General features: G+C 65.7%; 15 protein-coding genes. 12 read left to right on the forward strand and 3 right to left on the reverse strand.

Annotated elements, in window-relative coordinates; all coding sequences use genetic code 11:
- Nucleotides 1–50 precede the first annotated feature (50 nt).
- The 12 genes from ACP7DD_RS12605 (at nt 51) to ACP7DD_RS12660 (ending at nt 13996) form a co-directional block, all read left to right on the forward strand.
- Nucleotides 51–1676, forward strand: coding sequence for an acyl-CoA carboxylase subunit beta (locus ACP7DD_RS12605; RefSeq protein ID WP_426175156.1), 1626 nt, complete (start codon nt 51–53; stop codon nt 1674–1676).
- A 45-nt stretch (nt 1677–1721) separates the two neighbouring features.
- Nucleotides 1722–3689: an acetyl/propionyl/methylcrotonyl-CoA carboxylase subunit alpha gene (locus ACP7DD_RS12610; protein ID WP_426175157.1), complete on the forward strand. Its 1968-nt coding sequence runs from the start codon at nt 1722–1724 to the stop codon at nt 3687–3689.
- Nucleotides 3690–3720: 31 nt separating this feature from the next.
- Nucleotides 3721–4917, forward strand: coding sequence for a CaiB/BaiF CoA transferase family protein (locus ACP7DD_RS12615; protein WP_426175158.1), 1197 nt, complete (start codon nt 3721–3723; stop codon nt 4915–4917).
- On the forward strand, nt 4914–6173 hold the full coding sequence (locus tag ACP7DD_RS12620; RefSeq protein WP_426175159.1) for a CaiB/BaiF CoA transferase family protein: 1260 nt from the start codon (nt 4914–4916) through the stop codon (nt 6171–6173). The genes ACP7DD_RS12615 and ACP7DD_RS12620 overlap by 4 nt, the downstream gene beginning before the upstream one ends.
- Nucleotides 6174–6186: 13 nt before the next feature.
- Nucleotides 6187–7158, forward strand: a complete 972-nt coding sequence (locus ACP7DD_RS12625; RefSeq protein WP_426175160.1) for a tripartite tricarboxylate transporter substrate binding protein — start codon at nt 6187–6189, stop codon at nt 7156–7158.
- 72 nt (nt 7159–7230) lie between these two features.
- Nucleotides 7231–7959: an enoyl-CoA hydratase/isomerase family protein gene (locus ACP7DD_RS12630; protein WP_426175161.1), complete on the forward strand. Its 729-nt coding sequence runs from the start codon at nt 7231–7233 to the stop codon at nt 7957–7959.
- Nucleotides 7960–7977: 18 nt separating this feature from the next.
- Entirely contained in the window at nt 7978–8772 is a 795-nt protein-coding gene (locus tag ACP7DD_RS12635) for an enoyl-CoA hydratase/isomerase family protein (RefSeq protein ID WP_426175162.1), read from the forward strand.
- Nucleotides 8769–9698 carry a hydroxymethylglutaryl-CoA lyase gene (locus tag ACP7DD_RS12640; RefSeq protein WP_426175163.1) on the forward strand — a complete coding sequence of 310 codons (930 nt, stop codon included), beginning with the start codon at nt 8769–8771 and terminating at the stop codon, nt 9696–9698. Before ACP7DD_RS12635 ends, ACP7DD_RS12640 begins: the two co-directional genes overlap by 4 nt.
- Nucleotides 9699–9920: 222 nt before the next feature.
- Complete coding sequence (gene ahpC / locus ACP7DD_RS12645; RefSeq protein ID WP_426175164.1) at nt 9921–10484, forward strand: alkyl hydroperoxide reductase subunit C; 564 nt, start codon at nt 9921–9923, stop codon at nt 10482–10484.
- Between the two features lie 108 nt (nt 10485–10592).
- Complete coding sequence (gene ahpF / locus ACP7DD_RS12650; protein ID WP_426175165.1) at nt 10593–12188, forward strand: alkyl hydroperoxide reductase subunit F; 1596 nt, start codon at nt 10593–10595, stop codon at nt 12186–12188.
- A gap of 279 nt (nt 12189–12467) precedes the next feature.
- On the forward strand, nt 12468–12827 hold the full coding sequence (locus tag ACP7DD_RS12655; RefSeq protein ID WP_426175166.1) for a hypothetical protein: 360 nt from the start codon (nt 12468–12470) through the stop codon (nt 12825–12827).
- Entirely contained in the window at nt 12818–13996 is a 1179-nt protein-coding gene (locus ACP7DD_RS12660; protein WP_426175167.1) for a diguanylate cyclase, read from the forward strand. Before ACP7DD_RS12655 ends, ACP7DD_RS12660 begins: the two co-directional genes overlap by 10 nt.
- A gap of 142 nt (nt 13997–14138) precedes the next feature.
- On the opposite strand, the gene ACP7DD_RS12665 is transcribed toward ACP7DD_RS12660, so the two are convergent.
- From ACP7DD_RS12665 to ACP7DD_RS12675, 3 genes are all read right to left on the reverse strand, one after another.
- Nucleotides 14139–14573: a hypothetical protein gene (locus ACP7DD_RS12665; protein WP_426175168.1), complete on the reverse strand. Its 435-nt coding sequence runs from the start codon at nt 14571–14573 to the stop codon at nt 14139–14141.
- A 257-nt stretch (nt 14574–14830) separates the two neighbouring features.
- A complete protein-coding gene (locus ACP7DD_RS12670) occupies nt 14831–16366 on the reverse strand; it encodes a UdgX family uracil-DNA binding protein (RefSeq protein WP_426175169.1) in 1536 nt (511 codons plus the stop codon).
- The gene (locus ACP7DD_RS12675; protein WP_426175170.1) at nt 16342–17574 is read right to left on the reverse strand and encodes a putative DNA modification/repair radical SAM protein; all 1233 of its coding nucleotides are present in this window, start codon (nt 17572–17574) and stop codon (nt 16342–16344) included. Before ACP7DD_RS12675 ends, ACP7DD_RS12670 begins: the two co-directional genes overlap by 25 nt.
- Nucleotides 17575–17581: the final 7 nt, after the last annotated feature.

Genomic DNA, 17581 nt, shown 5'->3' on the forward strand with positions numbered 1-17581 from the left:
CGTACAGCGCAACTCGGTAGATCCCCGATTGCCAACCCTAGGTGCCTGCGATGTCGATTTTAGAAACCAAGATTTCCCCGTCCAGCGCCACCTTCCAGCGCAACAAAGAAGCGATGCTCACGTTGCTGGCGCGGGTGAACCAGGTCGAATCGGATACCCGCGCGGTGTCGGCCGCAGCCAAGCCGCGCTTCGACAAGCGCAAGCAACTGCTGCCGGTCGACCGTATCGCGCTGCTGCTCGATCGCGGCGCACCGTTTCTTGAACTAGCCTCGCTGGCCGGCTACGCCATGAAGCCGGCCGGCGCCGACGGCCGGCTCACCGCCGGCGGTGGACTGCTCGCCGGCATTGGTTTCGTATCCGGCGTGCGCTGCATGGTGGTCGTATCCGACTCCGGCATCGATGCCGGCGCCTTCCAGCCGAAGGGACTCGAAAAACTGCTGCGCGCGCAGGAAATCGCACTGCAAAACAAACTGCCGTTCGTGCAGCTGATCGAAAGCGCAGGCGGCAACTTGCTGAATTATCGGGTCGAAAACTTTGTCGATGGCGGCGAAAAATACCGCAACCTGGCCTTGCTGTCGGCAGCCGGCTTGCCGGTCGTGACCGTCACCCACGGTCCGTCCACCGCCGGCGGCGCCTACCAGACCGGCCTGTCGGACTACGTCATCCTCGTGCGCGGCCGCTCGAAAGCCTTCCTGGCCGGACCGTCACTGCTGAAAGCGGCCACCGGCGAGATCGCCACCGAAGAAGAACTCGGCGGCGCCGAAATGCACTCTTCGATATCTGGCCTGGGCGACTACCTGGCCGAGGACGACCGCGATGCGATCCGCATCGCGCGCGAAATCATGGACTCGCTGCAGTGGGACGCCGACCGGGCGGCAGTATCGCGCCCCGCAGTCAAGCCGCCGCGCTTCGACGGCGAAGACCTTCTCGGTGTGATGCCGCTCGATTACAAGACGCCGGTCGACATGAAAGAAGTCATCGCCCGCCTGGTCGATGATTCGGACTTTCGCGAGTTCGGCGCGCAGTACGGATCGGCGACCGTGTGCGGGCACGCCCGGATCGACGGCCACGCGGTCGGCATCATCACCAACAACGGCCCGATCGACCCTGCCGGCGCGTCGAAGACCACGCACTTCATCCAGGCCTGCTGCCAGTCCGGCACGCCCCTGCTCTATCTGAACAACACGACCGGCTTCATGGTTGGCCGTGCGTTCGAGGAAGCCGGCAGCATCAAGCACGGCTCGAAGATGATCCAGGCGATCACCAATGCCAACGTGCCGCAGCTGACGGTGTTTTGCGGCGCATCGTTCGGCGCCGGTCACTACGCCATGTGCGGCCGCGCCTTCAAGCCGCGCCTGTGCTTCTCGTGGCCGAACGCGAAGACCGCGGTGATGGGGCCGGAGCAGGCGGCCGAGACGATGGTCACCGTCGCGCGCGCCAAACTCGAACGCGCCGGCAAAGCCATCGACGAGGCGCGCATGGATGCGCTACGCAAGCAGATCATCGATAACTTTGAACAGCAGATGGACGTCTTCGCCACCAGCGCGCGCCTGCTCGACGATGGCGTGATCGACCCGCGCGACACCCGCGCCGTACTGGCGCTAGCCTTGGCCGTGTGCGCGGAGGAGCGCCGCCGCACCACGCGCCCGATGCAGTTCTCGGTCGCGCGGCCATAAGCCGAGCCGACGCCCCATCCTTCAAAGCCACAACGGACAAACACTATGCCGACAATCCGCAAAATCCTGGTTGCCAATCGTGGCGAAGTGGCGCTGCGCGTCATGAAGACCGCCCGCGCACTCGGCATCCAGACCGTCGCCGTGTACTCCAGCGCCGACGCGGCGTCGGCGCACGTGCGCGCAGCCGACATGGCTGTCCATATCGGCGAGGCCACGCCGTCGGCTTCCTACCTGAATGTCGCCGCTGTCCTGAGCGCGGCAAAAGCGAGCGGCGCCGACGCCGTCCATCCGGGCTACGGTTTCCTCGCTGAAAACGCCGACTTCGCCCAGGCGTGCCGTGACGCCGGCCTGACCTTCATCGGACCGTCGGCGGCAGCGATCAACGCGATGGGCGACAAGGCCAACGCCAAGGTGCTGATGCGCCGCGCCGGCGTGCCTTGCGTGCCGGGCGACGATGGCGCCGACCAGGACCCGGCGGCGCTGCGCGCGGCCGCCGCGCAGGTCGGCTACCCGGTGATGATCAAGGCGACCGCCGGCGGCGGCGGACGCGGCATGCGCATCGTGACCGCAGCGCCCGAATTCGACGCCGCGCTGGCGTCGGCCAAGTCGGAGGCGGCCAACGCCTTCGGCAGCGACCGCGTCATCCTCGAGCGCGTCATTCACAATCCGCGCCATATCGAGATCCAGGTCGTGGCCGACAGCGCCGGCAATGCCATCCACTTGGGCGAACGCGACTGCTCGGTGCAGCGCCGCCACCAGAAAGTGATCGAGGAGGCGCCCGGCGTGGGCATCAGCGAAGCGCTGCGCGAGCGGATGGGGGCGGCGGCGGTAACGGCCGCTCTGGCCATCGGCTACGAAGGCGTCGGCACGCTCGAATTTCTGCTCGACGAGGGCGGCGAGTTCTACTTCATGGAGATGAACACGCGCCTGCAGGTCGAGCACCCGGTCACCGAAGCGATCACCGGCCTCGATCTGGTCAAGCTGCAGATCGCGGTCGCGCAAGGCCAGCCGCTGCCGCTGGCGCAGCACGAGGTGCGCCTGAGCGGGCATGCGATCGAAGTTCGCCTGTGCGCCGAGGACGAACACAATAACTTCATGCCGCAAAGCGGGGTGTTTGCCCGCTGGAGCGCCGCCGATGGCGTGCGCGTCGAAACGGCCGTGTCGTCGGGCAGCGAAATGTCGCCGTACTATGATTCGATGTTCGCCAAGATCATCGCGTATGGCCGTGACCGCGAAGAAGCGCGCGCGCAGCTGGTGGCCGCCTTGACCAACACGGTCGTATTCGGCGTCAAGACGAACAAGGCGTTGCTCACGCGCTGCCTCGAGCATCCGCTGTTCGTCCGCGGCGGCATGGGTACCGGCTTTCTCGAGGCGGGCCGCGACGAGATCTTCCGCGAAGCTGCCGACGCACCGCCGTCCGTGGTGGCGCTGGCCGCCGCTGCGATGTGCGCGCACGACGGCAACCATCGGCAGGCGGCGCCCCTGGGACGCCCATCGGCGATGGTCCACTTGCGCGACGCCTTGTCCGGCAGCGTGACGGTGGCGCGCGTGACGCACACAGCGGCTAATCACTACCACGTTGCGCTGCCGCTGCAGGCCATCGACATCTCGCTTGCGCTCAGCGGCAACGACGAGCTGCGCTGCACCGTCGACGGCGTGTCGTCGGTGGTGCCGTATCTGCGCCGCGATGGCGGCATCGACCTGCAGATCGACGGCCAGGTCCACTCGTTTGACGATGTCACCTACGCGCCGGCATCGGCCGCCGTCGACGGCGCCGCCGACGGCCGCGTGCGCGCAGCGATGAACGGGCGCGTCGCCGCCGTGTTCGTGGCGAATGGCGCCGCCGTCAAGGCCGGCGACCCGCTGCTAACGCTCGAAGCGATGAAGATGGAATATCGGCACTGCGCGCCGGCCGACGGCTTCGTCAGCGGCCTGACGGTTGCGGCCGGCGACCAGGTCACCACCGGCAAACTGCTAATCGAGCTCACGCTGGCGCTGGCCACCGTGCCCTGAGATGCCCCACATAGAATCAACAGGAGAACCAATGCCAACCAACCTGACAGGCAGCCTGGCCGGAATCAAGGTGATCGACATATCGCGCGTGTTGGCCGGTCCATCGTGCACGCAGATCCTGGCCGACCACGGCGCCGAAGTGATCAAGGTCGAACCGCCGGTCGGCGACGACACCCGCAAGTGGGGCCCGCCGTTCGCCGACGGCGCCGCATCGTATTACATGGGCGTGAACCGCAACAAGCGCGCCATCGTGCTGGACCTGTCGGTGCCGGCCGGGCGCGAGGTACTGCTCGACATGCTGGCCGACGCCGATGTCCTGGTAGAGAATTTCAAGACCGGCACGATGGAACGCTGGGGTCTCGACTTCGACGAAGTGCTGTCGCAGCGCTTTCCGCGCCTGGTCCATTGCAAGATTACCGGCTTCGGCGCCGACGGCCCGCTGGGCGGCCTGCCCGGCTACGACGCCGTGGTGCAGGCCATGTCCGGGCTGATGAGCATCAACGGCGCGCCGGAAGGCGGCGCCACCCGCATCGGCGTGCCGATCGTCGACATGGCCACCGGCCTGAATGCCACGCTCGGCATTGCGATGGCGCTGTTCGAGCGCTCGCGCTCCGGGCGCGGTCAATTCATCGAAACGGCGCTGTACGACGTCGCCATCTCGCTGCTGCACCCGCAGGGCGCCAACTGGTTCATGTCGGGAAAGCCGCAGCGGCTGCTCGGCAATGGACATCCGAATATTGTCCCTTACGATAAATTCCCGACGCGTACCGTCGACATCTTCATCGGCGTCGGCAACGACGGCCAGTTCTGCGCGCTGGCCAGGGCGCTTGGCCTGGACGACGTCGCCGCCGATCCGCGCTACGCCACCAATGCCGCGCGCGGCGCCAACCGGCCGGCGCTGCGCGAGACGCTGCTGCAGGCACTGGCGCTGCACGACGGCGAAGCCTTGTGCGAGCAGCTGGCGCGTTCCGGCGTGCCGGCCGGCCCGGTGCGCGACGTCGGCACCGCGCTGTCGCACCCGCACACCCTGCACCGCGAGATGGCGGTCGAACTGGACGGCTACCGCGGCACCGGCGTGCCGGTCAAGATGTCGCGCACGCCCGGCTCGGTGCGCATGCGGCCGCCCCGCTTCGGCGAACACAATCGGGAAGTGCTGGCCGAACTGGGTTATTCGGAGGAGCGCATCGCCGCCCTCATCGATCAACACATCGTGGTGGACAAACAATGACGCTGCCTTACGCAGGATTGCGCGTGCTCGATCTGTCGCAGGGCATTGCCGGCCCGTCGTGCGGCGGCATCCTGGCGCGCCAGGGCGCTGAAGTGATCAAGGTGGAACCGTTTGCCGGCGACTGGGCGCGCCTGATGGGCGGCGGCAGCGAGGGCATCACGCCGATGTCGGTCACGCCCAATTTCGGCAAGCGGGCCGTCTGCATCGACGCCAGCCAGGCCGACGGCGCGGCGCTGATCTTGCGCCTGGCGCGCGATGTCGACATCGTCATCGAGAGCTTTCGTCCGGGCGTGATGAAAAAGCTCGGCCTCGACTACGCCACCATCCGCGCCATCAACCCGGCCGTGCTGTACCTGTCGGTGACCGGCTTCGGCCAGGATGGACCGGCGCGCGACCTGCCCGGGGCCGACTCGGTAGTACAGGCAATGAGCGGCATGATGGTCATGAACGGCGACGCCGAAGGCAACCCGCGGCGAGTCGGCATGCTGCTGGTCGATGCGGCGGCCGGCGTGTACGCCGCGCAGCGCGTGGGCGCGGCGCTGTTCGCGCGCCAGCGCCGCGGCCAGGGCGAACGCATCGACGTCACCTTGCTGGCGGTGAGCGCCGCGCTGCAGGCGCTGCCGATCATCGACGACCATGCGCATGCCGGCATACCGAAGACGCCGGTGACGGTGCCGTCCGGGACGTTTCGCACGCGCGACGGCATGATCAACCTGACCGCGCTGCGCGACAAGATGTTTTTCGCGATGGCGCGCGTGCTGGGGCGCCCGGAGTGGACCGACGAACCGGCCTACGCCACCAACCAGCTGCGCCTGGAGCGCGCCGCCGAGATCAACGCCGGCATCCAGGCATCGCTTCTGCACCAGGACAACGCGTACTGGGTCGAGCGCTTCCAGGACCAGGACGTGCTGTGCGCCCCGGTGTTCGACTACACGCAGTTTCGCGCCCATCCGCAGGTAATCCACCAGCAGCTGTTCCACGAACGCCACCAGCCGGGCATGGGCACGATTCCGGTCGCCGTACTGCCCGGGCTCGACGCGCCACCGCCGGACTGCCTGGCGCCTTACCTCGGCCAGCATACCGTCGAGGTGCTGCGCGGCTGCGGCCTGGCCGACCGCGAGATCGCTGCGCTGGAAGCAGCGCGCGTGGTGTACGCGCGCCCGCAGCAAGGTTCACCGCCCACACCGCAGCACGAATCCCCCGCCACCCGCAACACCAAGTCCGGCGATAACAGCACTACCAACCAAGAAAGATAGAGGAGACAAGATCATGAGAATCACTACCACCACCCTGTCCAAACTCGCCGTTGCGACCGCCCTGCTGGCCGCGCCGGTACTGGCGCTTGCGCAAGCGTATCCGACCAAGGCGGTCCGGGTCATCATCCCGTATCCGCCGGGCGGGCCGACCGACATCATGGGCCGCATCGTCGCGCAAGGGCTGGCCGTCAAGTTCGGCCAGCCGTTCGTGGTCGAAAACAAGCCGGGCGCCAGCGGCATGATCGGCGCCGACCAGGTGGCCAAGGCGACGCCCGACGGCTACACGATCCTTGTCAACGCGTCGCTGCACGTGATTAACCCGAGCCTGTACGCCAAGATGACGCACGATCCGATCAAGGATTTTGCCGCCGTCTCGCAGATTGCCGATGTGCCGATGGTGCTGGTGGTGAGCGCACAAAACCCGGCCAAGACCGTCAAGGACGTGATCGCGCAGGCCAAGGCCAAGCCGATGACGTTCGCCTCATCGGGCAACGGCGCCGCGCCCCACCTGGCCGGGGAGGCATTCAACATGGCCGCCGGCCTGAAGCTGCAGCATGTCCCGTACAAGGGCAGTTCGCCGGCGCTGACCGACGTCATGGGCGGTCACGTCGACATGATGTTCGACCCGCTGCCGTCGAGCACTCCGTTCATCAGCAGCGGATCGCTGCGCCCGATCGCGGTGACCACCGCCAAGCGCGTTGCGGCATTGCCGAATGTGCCGACCGTGGCCGAAGCCGGCCTGCCCGGCTACGAAATCAGTACCTGGTACGGGGTCTGGGCGCCGGCCAACACGCCGGCCGATATCGTCAAGAAGCTGTCCACCGAAATTCACCGCATCGTGCACGATCCGGAAACGGCGAAACGCATCGCCGGCATGGGCTCGATCCCGGTCGGCAGCACGCCTGCCGAATTCGAAGCATACAACCGCTCCGAACAGATCAAGTTCAACAAGATCGTCAAGACGTCCGGCGCGAAGCTCGACTGACCGGTCGGGGCGCCACGCCGTTGGTGGCGCCCTGCCTCATACTAGTAGCGGCTAACCCAACGAGGATCCACCATGACTTGCCTGCTTGTCGAAGACCGTGACGGAGTGCGCATCCTGACGATGAACCGCCCTGAAAAGCACAATGCGCTCAACACCGAGCTGACCACTAGTTTGCTGCAGGCGCTGCGCGATGCCGACACCGATGGCGCCGTGCGCAGCGTCGTGCTGGCCGGCAGCGGCAAGTCGTTTTGCGCCGGTGCCGACACGTCGGAGTTCGACGCGCTGGTGCCGGACGACCCGTCGGCCGTCAATCAACGGGCCGACCTGACGACCGCTTTGCATGCGGCCTTTTCGCGGATGTCCAAGCCGGTGGTGGCCGCGGTGCGCGGCAATGCGCTCGGCGGCGGCGCCGGGCTGGCACTGGCGTGCGACATGACCGTGATGGCTGACGATGTGCGTTTCGGCTACCCCGAGCTCAAGCGCGGCATCCTGCCGGCGGTCGTGATGTCAAACCTGGTGCGCCAGCTCGGGCGCAAGGACGCGTTCGAGCTCGTCGCGCTGGGCGAGACGATCGACGGCGCGCGCGCGCGGGAAATGCGGCTGGCAAACCGCGTCTGCGCTGCGGCCGACGTGCTCGATACGGCGATTGCGCTGGCGGCCATGATGGCGGCATGGAGTCCGCTTGCGATGAGCGCCACCAAGCGGCTATTTCACCGCGTTGCCGACGTGCCGCTGGAAACGGGCCTGGCGATCGGGCGCGATGCCAACGTGATGATGCGCGGCTTTCGCGGCGCAAAATAGAAACAGGACTCCAGCATCATGACCAATCTCGAACTTGACACAGTGATCGTCACGCAGCAGGGCGCGGTCGCCACGCTGATCCTCAATCGGCCCGACGCGCGCAACGCCTGCAATGCGCAGATGTGCCGCGACCTGCTCGCCGCGACCGACCAGCTCGGCCGCGACGACAGCGTGCACGTGGTGCTGGTGCGCGGCGCCGGCAAGGCGTTTTGCGCAGGCATGGACATCAAGGAAAACAAGAGCCTGTCGTCGGCCGACATGCTGGGACGGCGGGCGCTCGGCTTTAGCGCTTATGCGGCGATCGAGCGCTTGCCGCAGGCAGTGATCGCGGTGGTGCATGGCCCGTCGTTCGGCGGCGGCTGCGAGATCGCCGCGGCGTGCGACTTCGTGCTGGCCAGTTCCGAGGCGAAGTTCTGCTACCCGGAAGTCGGCTGGGGCACGGTCGGCGCGACCCAGCGGTTGCCGCGGCTGGCCGGCACGCGGATGGCGAAGGAGCTGCTGTTTACCGGCCGCGTCTTTGATGCCGCCGAAGCGAAGGAGATCGGCCTGGTCAACCATGTGTACCAGAGCGACATGCTCGACGCCGCCGTCGCCGGAATGGCGCAGAAGATCGCAGCCGCCCAGCCGCTGACGGTACGGCTGACCAAGCGCTGCCTCGACCAGGGCGTCGAAACGACGCGCGAGGGCGCCATGGCGATCGAACTGCTGGCGATCGACGAGAACCTGCGCCAGACTAATTGGAAGGAAGCGCTGGCCGGCTTCGGCAACGAGGGCGCCGCAAAGGGTGCGCCAACTGCAGGGAGCCAGTCATGAACGATGTCGTTATCTGCGAGTGCTTTGCGCGCGACGGCCTGCAGCACGAGCCCGATTTCGTGCCGACCGACGCCAAGGTGGCGCTGATCGACCGGTTCGGCGCTATCGGTTTCGAGCGAATCGAGGCGACGTCGTATTCGAATCCGGCCGTGGTGCCGCAGTTTGGCGATGCGTCCGACCTGCTGCGCCGCATCGCGCGCCGGCCGGGCGTGTTTTACAAGGCCACCTGCGCCAATGTACGCGCCGTCGAGCGGGCGCTGGTCGATGATGCGGCCGGTTTTGGCGCGAACGAAATCAGCCTGCTCGCCTCGGCCAGCGACAGCCATTCGGAACGCAACCTGCGCCGCTCGCGCCAGGACCAATGGCAGAACATCGCCGACATGGTCGCCGCGGCGGGACGGGCGTTTCGCAAGGTCGGCACGCTGTCGGTCGCTTTCGGCTGTCCGTTCGAAGGCGAGGTCTCGACCGCGTCGGTGCTGCAGGACGTCGAACGCTTCGCCGCGCTCGGCGTGCGCCATGTAACGCTGGGCGACACCACCGGCATGGCGACGCCGAAAACGGTGAAGGCCTTGTTCGGCGAAGCGATTGCCCTCTTCCCCGACGTGACGTTCATATCGCACTTCCACGACACGCGCGGCACGGGACTGGCCAATTGCATGGCCGCGTTCGACGCCGGCGTGCGCTACTTCGACAGCGCCATCGGCGGCGTCGGCGGCCATCCGGCCAAAGTCAAATACGGCGGTGGCCATACCGGCAACGTCAGCACCGAGGATCTGGTGAACCTGCTGGAGTCGGAAGGCGTGCGCACCGGCATCGACCTGGCCGCCATGCTGGACGTGGGCCGCGCCTGCGAGCAGCTACTGGGCCGCCAGCTGCACAGCCGGGTCATGCAGTCCGGTTTGCATCCGGCGCTCGCGCCCGCGTAACGCCCAGGGGCGTTGCCGCTACGGCTGCGCCCCACTGTCAATTGGCCCGCTCGGGCCGCCTCGAACGGTCCATCCAGCGGTCCGGCCCGCCGCCGCGCCGATAGCATTTTCAATCGAAGCGATTAATACAACCAATCAGGCGCACGTCCAAGTTGGGGTATGATGAATGCAATGAGTTCTTCTCATTCGATAGTTTTTATTAACCGGCCAACGAGGATTCCTATGTCACTGATCAATACCCAAGTACCTGTTTTCAAAACACAAGCTTTCCATAACGGCAAATTCGTTGAAGTCACGAATGAAAGCCTCAAAGGCAAGTGGTCCGTCATTATTTTCATGCCGGCAGCGTTCACGTTCAACTGCCCAACCGAAGTTGAAGATGCGGCCGACAACTACGCCGAGTTCCAGAAAGTTGGCGCCGAGGTGTACATCGTCACCACCGACACCCATTTCTCGCACAAGGTGTGGCACGAGACGTCGCCAGCGGTTGGCAAGGCGCAGTTCCCACTGGTCGGCGACCCGACCCACGCGCTCACGCGCGGCTTCGGCGTGCACATCGAAGAAGAAGGCCTGGCACTGCGCGGCACCTTCATCGTCAACCCGGAAGGCGTCATCAAGACGCTGGAGATCCATGACAACGCGATCGCACGCGACGTCAAGGAAACGCTGCGCAAGCTGAAAGCTGCCCAGTTCGTCGCCGCCCACCCTGGCCAGGTCTGCCCAGCAAAATGGAACGAAGGCGCCGCAACGCTGACCCCATCGCTGGACCTGGTCGGCAAGATCTAACTAGCATTGAAACAGAAGGGCGTGCTGCCTTGCCGCCCTTCTTGCCGCGGAGCCAGCTGAACCGGCTCTCGCAGTTTCAAATCAAGGCATTTTTTTACGGATACTGACATGCTTGACGCCACCTTAAAGACTCAATTGCAGGGCTATTTGCAGAACTTGCGCGCCCCGATCACGCTCATCGCGACGCTCGACGACAGCGCCAAGAGCACGGAACTGCGTGAGCTGTTGGCTGACATCGCCAGCCTGTCCGACAAGGTCACGGTCGACGAATCGGGCAGCGACAGCCGCGCGCCGTCGTTCCTCATCGCCAAGCAAGGCGAGACGCGCGGCGTGCGCTTTGCCGCCATCCCGCTCGGCCACGAATTCACGTCGCTGGTGCTGGCCCTGCTGTGGACCGGCGGCCATCCGCCGAAAGTGAACCAGGAAATTCTCGACCAGATCAAGGCGCTCGACGGCGGCAACTTCGAGGTGTACATGTCGCTCTCCTGCCACAACTGCCCCGACGTGGTGCAGGCAGCGGCCCTGATGGCCATCTACAACTCGAATATCAATACCGTCGTCATCGACGGCGGTATGTACCAGGCCGAAGTCGACGAGCGCCAGGTGATGGGCGTGCCGATGGTGTTCAAGGACGCCATCCTGTTCGGCTCCGGCCGCATGACGCTGGAAGAAATCGTCGCCAAGCTCGACGTCACTTCGGCCGACCGCGAAGCGACCAAGCTGAACGAGAAAGCGCCGTTCGACGTGCTGATCGTCGGCGGCGGGCCGGCCGGCGCCGCAGCTGCCGTGTACGCCGCACGCAAAGGCATCCGCGTCGGCATCGCGGCCGAGCGCTTCGGCGGCCAGACCAACGACACCATGGCGATTGAAAATTACATCTCCGTGCTGGAGACGGACGGTCCGAAGTTTGCCCTCGCGCTCGAAGCGCAAGTGCGCCACTACGACGTCGACATCATGAACCTGCAGAAGGCAGATCGCATCGTGCCGTCCGCAACGCCAGGCGGGCTGGTCGCCGTGCACATGGAAAACGGCGCCGTGCTGCATTCGCGCAGCGTGATCGTGTCGACCGGCGCGCGCTGGCGCAATGTGAACGTGCCAGGCGAGCAGGAATACAAGAACAAGGGCGTGGCGTATTGCCCGCACTGCGACGGCCCACTGTTCAAGGGCAAGCGCGTCGCGGTGATCGGCGGCGGCAACTCCGGCATCGAAGCGGCGATCGACCTGGCCGGCCTGGTGCAGCACGTGACGGTGATTGAATTTGCCGATGCGCTCAAAGCGGACGCGGTGCTGGTGAACAAGCTGAGAAGCCTGAACAACGTCACCATCCACGTCAACGCGCAGACCACGGAAATCACCGGCGACGACCAGAAGGTCAACGGCATCAGCTACAAGGACCGGGTCAGCAACCAGATCCACCATGTGGAACTGGCCGGCGTGTTCGTGCAGATTGGCCTGGTGCCGAATACCGAGTTCCTGAAAGGAACCCTGGAGCTGAGCAAATTTGGCGAAATCGTCGTCGATGCCAAGTGCCACACCAGCCTGCCCGGCGTGTTCGCCGCCGGCGACGTCACGACGGTGCCGTACAAGCAGATCGTCATCGCCGCAGGAGAAGGCTCGAAGGCCGCGCTGAGCGCCTTCGATTACCTGATCCGCCAGCCGGTCGACGTGCCGGCCGAGTCGGAAGCGGAAGCGATCCCGGCCTGATCGTTTTTCGCGTCGTTTTACCTCGCCGGCCCTGCCCCCCATGGTCGGCGTATTTCACACTCTTGCTCCAATTGCGGCGAAATACAGACGTTCTCTCGCGACTGTCGCCCTGCCTTGTCGGGTATCTGCTGACGACCTGGTTTCCCCGAGTTAATTTCACTTACCTTTCACGAAGTCCGCGGGTATGATCTCCGAGCATCCGCTGGCATCGCGCCAGGCGGCCCATTCTGCAAGACCTTGCGCTGACATGCCGCGATAGGTTGGCGAAAGATACTCGAAATGTCCCAACAGAACTCGAAGCCAAAGCTCGTCGCTGCCTTGCCAGCATCCGGCAGCCCTTCGACTACACACTGCGAAGCCGTCAACGCAGGCGTGTGGTCCCGTGTGCGCGAAGCGGCTGCAACGCGCATCGTCATGAACTCGCTCGTGTTGGCCAATATCGTGGTGCTGGTCCTGTGGGTGCTGGTGTGGCAGCTGGGCCGGCTGGTCGAATATACCGAGCACGCCAGTGTATGGTTCCCGGTGGCCGGATTGACGTTTGCCGTGTTGCTGCTGGAAGGCGCCTACCTGTTGCCAGGATTGTTCGGCGGCTGCGTGCTGATGACGATCTGGGTCGGCCGCAGTATGGGGTGGCGCTGACCGACCTGCAGCTGGTGTACGCCGGCATGCTGTTCGCGCTGGCGCACATCGGCTCGTATGCGCTCGGCGCGCGCGCGCTGCGCATGCTGGTCATGCGCGGCACGCGTGAACTGCCGTTGCTGGTGATCGGTTTCCTGCTGATCGCCGCCGCCGGCTCGCTGCTGGCCACTGCAACGGGCGTGGCCGCGCTGGTGTTCAGCGGCATGATGCCAGCCGCCGACGCCGCTTCCGCCTGGCTGCCTTACTGGATCGGCGACATGGCCGGCGTGATCGTCCTCGCGCCCTTCTTCGGCGCCGCGCTGGTAACGTTGAACCCGCTCAAAACGGCATCACTGCGGGCGTCGTTCAAGCTGAACCATCAGCGCGCAACCGCGCAATTCAAATACAAGCTGCTGATGACGCTGACTTTGCTGGCCGCATCGATGTGGCTGGCGCATGCAACCCGCTCGCCCAACAGCGCGTTTGCCGTCTTCTTCCTGGTTATCCCCTACATGTGGATTGCCAGCACTGAATCGGCGTTCTGCAATGTTGTCAGCGTGGCGCTGGGCAGTGTCGCCATCGCGCTGCTGGTGCACGTGTTCGGGCTGAAGGAATTCTCCATGGTGTATCAGTTCGCCATCAACGTGATCGCGGCCAATTCGCTGTTTGCCCTCGCCTTGCCGACGCTGTTGGCCGACAACATCGCGCTGCGCAGGATCGCCGACACCGATTCGCTGACCCAGGCCGCCTCGCGCCCTCACCTCGAGCAGCGTGTGCGGCTCGACATGCTGCGCTGCCGAGTGCAGGGCGAGGCGCTGACGATGATCTTGTTCGATATCGACAACTTCAAGCGCATCAATGATGGCTTCGGCCACGCCGTCGGCGACCGCGCGCTCAAGCACGCTTGCAAGATCGCCCAGCACGCACTGCGGCCGACCGACCTGCTCGGCCGCCTTGGCGGCGACGAGTTCGTCGCCGTGCTGCCTGGCATCGATCACCTTGCCGCCCGCGCCATTGCCGAGCGCATCAGGATCCAGCTGGCCACCAGCGCGCTCGAGGGCGGACCGGTGCTGACGGCCAGTTTCGGCATCGCCGAGATGGGCGTTGGCGACTCCTGCGAGTCGCTGATGGAAAGCGCCGACAAGGCGCTGTACAAGGCGAAGCAGGACGGACGCAATCGCGTCGCCTGACGAGGCAAGCGCCCGGCAGGCATGCCAAAGAAAGGTATGGGTCGTCATAAAACCGCCGGCGCGGCGGCGGCGGCGGCAAGTTCTATTCGATGCGCCCGGATCGCCCGTTCGGAGGATTGCAAAACCGGGGTCAGAGCTTGGGTCAGACCCAGTTACCGCAGTTTTCAGCCGCAACTGTGCGATGAATGGACTCGCCTGCTCGCCGATAGCGCTCTGGCGCAATCGGTCGCGCAACGCGACGCCATGATGCTGCAGGCGATCGGCCAGTGCCTCCTGCCTGGCCCATCGTCTGCGGCGGCGACGCCATCAGCAGTTCGCCTTTTACCAGCCCACCGAAGTTCCTGTTGAGCGTCATTTTCAGTTGTTCATCAAGTGAGACAAATTCGCTGCGCGTGGCAGGGATGATCTCGGTGCGCGGGCCGTCGCCAATTTCGGCGAACAGTTTGCGACCGTATTGGCGCAGCACCATCGTATCGCCGTTCGACATGTCGTAGGCGCCTTTGAAATCGATGAAGTCGCCCGGCATCAGGCGGTAGGGTTGCTCCGGCAGCTCGATTCGGTAGCCAGGAATGCGCACCGATGTGTCTTTCCGGTGCGGTTTGCGCTGTTGCCGCGAGCGCCAATGTGGCGAGGCCTGTGGCCAGCAAAAATCGTTTCATATGAACCTCCATCACGATGGCTAGACTCAACAATCGAGTCCACCGTGCGGCTCAGAAGCGGGACGCCGGCATGGGGTCCCACTGCCTCAATATAGTCACAATCACCGGGAGCGCGTGAGTTTTCGTTGCTGCGTCTAGCGGGCGGAAACGCCGCGGCGCCCGGCGCCGCCAGCGATCACGGTGCGGGAGTCGCCGGCCCCTGTCCGGCCGCCAATTGCTGGGCCAGCTTCAGGCCGGCGACCATCACGGCCATCGCGTTCTTCTTTGCCGCATCGTCCGGCACGCGCAGGATGAAGGACGGGTGGTACACCGTCACCACCCACCGGCCGTTGTGGCGGATCGGCTGGCCGAGGGTGTCCTTCAGCACCGCGTGGCTGCTGCCGAGCACTGCCTTGAGCGCCGTGCTGCCGAGCGCGACGATGACATCGGGCTGCACCTGCGCCAGCTCCTGGTCGAGCCAGTAAGCGCAGGCTTCGACTTCGCGCTGCGCCGGCGTCTTGTGCAGGCGCCGCTTGCCGCGCGGCTCCCACTTGAAATGCTTGACGGCGTTGGTCAGGTACACCGTGCGCCGGTCGAGCCCGGCGTCGGCCAGCGCGACGTCGAGCAGCTTGCCGGCGGGGCCGACGAAGGGCTGGCCGGCGAGGTCTTCCTGGTCGCCGGGTTGCTCGCCGACGAGCATGATGCGGGCGCGCTGCGGCCCTTCACCGCCGACCGCCTGGGTGGCGTGCTGCCACAGCTCGCAACGGCGGCACTGGTCGAGCGTCGACGGCGCATCGCGCCGCGGCTGGGCCTGCGCGGGCGTGATCGCGATCGTGGTGCCGCGCCGCTGCCCCACCGCCTCGGCCTGGCCGGTGCGGCGCGCGCCGGCGGCGGCCTGCGAGATCATTTCCGGCACCACCGCGCCTTCGGGCAGGTTCTTCCAGAAACGCGACGGGATGTGGCTTTGCAATCGCTGCGCGTTCAGGCGCGCCGGGTTGAAGATGCTGCGGTAGTAGGTCAGCCACAGCGCTTCGCCCGGATCATCGAGGTCGGCCGAACTGCTCATCAACGGCCCGGTATTGTGCAACGTTGCGCCGTCCCACAGCACGCTGGCGTCCGGCGTGGCGATCATCCAGCTGATGCGGCCCATGCGGCTGACGAAGTGCTGCGCCACCTGCGGCAGCACGTCGTGGGAAGGCTCGAACCAGGCGACAAAACGCGGCGCACCGGCCTCTTCGGGGCGCTCGCGAAAACGGATGTAGGCGTGCATGTCGTGCTCCTCGCGATGCACGGCCTTGAACATCGCGTGCAATCGGCTGCCGTCCTCGTCGGCCGCCGACATCACCACCTGGTCGCCGTGTTGCCAGCGCCATACCACGCGATACAGGAAAGCCCAGCGATCGGCCACGCGGCAGCAGGCGGCGCTGGCAAGCATGTCCATCAGCTTGCGCGGCAGGTGCAGCGTGGGATTGGCCTTGCGCGGGTTGAGGACGGCAATGGCGTCGGCGGACGCAGTGGCGGACGCAACAGCGGGCGCAGACTGCGGCTGCGGCGCCGCCGAAAACAGGTCGCCACCGCCCTCGTGCGTGATCCACTTGACCGTGTGCGGCGCAATCTCGAACGCCAGCAGCTCGCGCGCCGCCTCGCGCCAATCGGCGAAGCTTTGCACCAGCAGCGGCTGGCCGGCGGCGGCCGCCACTGCCGCGTTTATGCGGCCTGCAGTTCCGTCCATAGATTCATTTGCTGCGGCGAGTCGGCCAGCGAACGGCGCAACATCTCCGAGGTGGCGGCCCCGTTCACCGGCGAATAATCGGCGGTGACGATGAACGGCGCGATTTTTTTCATGCTGCAGCGCAGCCGGGTCAGGTCGACATAGCGAATGCGCCGCAGCCGCCGCAATTCGACCAGCCGCTTGGCATTGCGCAGGCCGATGCCGGGAACGCGGGCGATCATGCTGGCGTCTGCCAGGTTCAGGTCCATCGGGAAGTGCTCGCGGTGCGCCAGCGCCCACGACAGCTTGGGATCGATGTCGAGCGCCAGGTTGCCGCCGGACGCAGGCAGCAGTTCGCTGGCGGCAAAACCGTAGCTGCGCAACAGGAAATCTGCCTGGTACAGCCGGTGCTCGCGCAGCATCGGCGGCGGCGCGAGCGGCACGCTGTCCGGACTTTGCGGAATCGGGCTGAAGGCCGAATAGTAGACGCGCTTGAGCTTGTAGCTGTTGTACAGCGTTTCGGCAGTGTTGAGGATGGTCTGGTCGTCGCTGCTGTCGGCGCCGACGATCATCTGGGTGCTCTGCCCGGCCGGCGCGAACCGGGGCGACTTCGGTTCCTCCGCCTTTTCGTCGAGCTTGCGGCGGATCGAGCCCATCGCCAGCTTGATGGTGTGGATGCTTTTTTCAGGCGCCAGCCGGTCGACGCTCGCTTCGGTCGGCAGCTCGATGTTGACGCTGAGGCGGTCGGCGTACTTGCCGGCGAGGGCAATCAGCGCAGGATCGGCGTCGGGTATGGTCTTGAGGTGGATGTAGCCACGGAAATGGTGCACTTCGCGCAGCTGGCGCGCGACCTCGACCAACTGCTCCATCGTGTAGTCGGCCGAACGGATGATGCCGGAACTGAGGAACAGGCCGTCGATGTAGTTGCGCAGGTAAAAATCGACCGTCAGCTTGATCACTTCGGCCACCGAAAAGCGCGCGCGCGGCACATTGGACGTGCGCCGGTTGACGCAGTACTGGCAGTCGTAGATGCAGAAGTTGGTCAGCAGGATCTTGAGCAGCGAGACGCAGCGCCCATCCGGCGTGTAGCTGTGGCAGATGCCCATGCCGCTGGTGGCGCCGACGCCGTCCTTGCCTTCGGATGAACGCTTCGGCGCGCCGCTGCTGGCGCAGGACGCGTCGTATTTGGCGGCGTCGGCCAGGATTTCGAGCTTGTCGGTCAGTTCCATCGTCAGG

It is taken from the genome of Massilia sp. TWR1-2-2, from assembly GCF_049897565.1.
Classification (GTDB): Bacteria; Pseudomonadota; Gammaproteobacteria; order Burkholderiales; family Burkholderiaceae_D; genus JAFCUW01.

Bases quoted from the DNA above. Each gene is read 5' to 3' on its own strand.
- ACP7DD_RS12670 (WP_426175169.1), bottom strand. From the start codon at position 16,366: ATGGACGGAACTGCAGGCCGCATAAACGCGGCAGTGGCGGCCGCCGCC.
- ACP7DD_RS12640 (WP_426175163.1), top strand. From the start codon at position 8,769: ATGAACGATGTCGTTATCTGCGAGTGCTTTGCGCGCGACGGCCTGCAG.
- ACP7DD_RS12620 (WP_426175159.1), top strand. From the start codon at position 4,914: ATGACGCTGCCTTACGCAGGATTGCGCGTGCTCGATCTGTCGCAGGGC.
- ahpC (WP_426175164.1), top strand. From the start codon at position 9,921: ATGTCACTGATCAATACCCAAGTACCTGTTTTCAAAACACAAGCTTTC.
- ACP7DD_RS12630 (WP_426175161.1), top strand. From the start codon at position 7,231: ATGACTTGCCTGCTTGTCGAAGACCGTGACGGAGTGCGCATCCTGACG.
- ahpF (WP_426175165.1), top strand. From the start codon at position 10,593: ATGCTTGACGCCACCTTAAAGACTCAATTGCAGGGCTATTTGCAGAAC.
- ACP7DD_RS12655 (WP_426175166.1), top strand. From the start codon at position 12,468: ATGTCCCAACAGAACTCGAAGCCAAAGCTCGTCGCTGCCTTGCCAGCA.
- ACP7DD_RS12635 (WP_426175162.1), top strand. From the start codon at position 7,978: ATGACCAATCTCGAACTTGACACAGTGATCGTCACGCAGCAGGGCGCG.
- ACP7DD_RS12605 (WP_426175156.1), top strand. From the start codon at position 51: ATGTCGATTTTAGAAACCAAGATTTCCCCGTCCAGCGCCACCTTCCAG.
- ACP7DD_RS12615 (WP_426175158.1), top strand. From the start codon at position 3,721: ATGCCAACCAACCTGACAGGCAGCCTGGCCGGAATCAAGGTGATCGAC.
- ACP7DD_RS12625 (WP_426175160.1), top strand. From the start codon at position 6,187: ATGAGAATCACTACCACCACCCTGTCCAAACTCGCCGTTGCGACCGCC.
- ACP7DD_RS12675 (WP_426175170.1), bottom strand. From the start codon at position 17,574: ATGGAACTGACCGACAAGCTCGAAATCCTGGCCGACGCCGCCAAATAC.
- ACP7DD_RS12610 (WP_426175157.1), top strand. From the start codon at position 1,722: ATGCCGACAATCCGCAAAATCCTGGTTGCCAATCGTGGCGAAGTGGCG.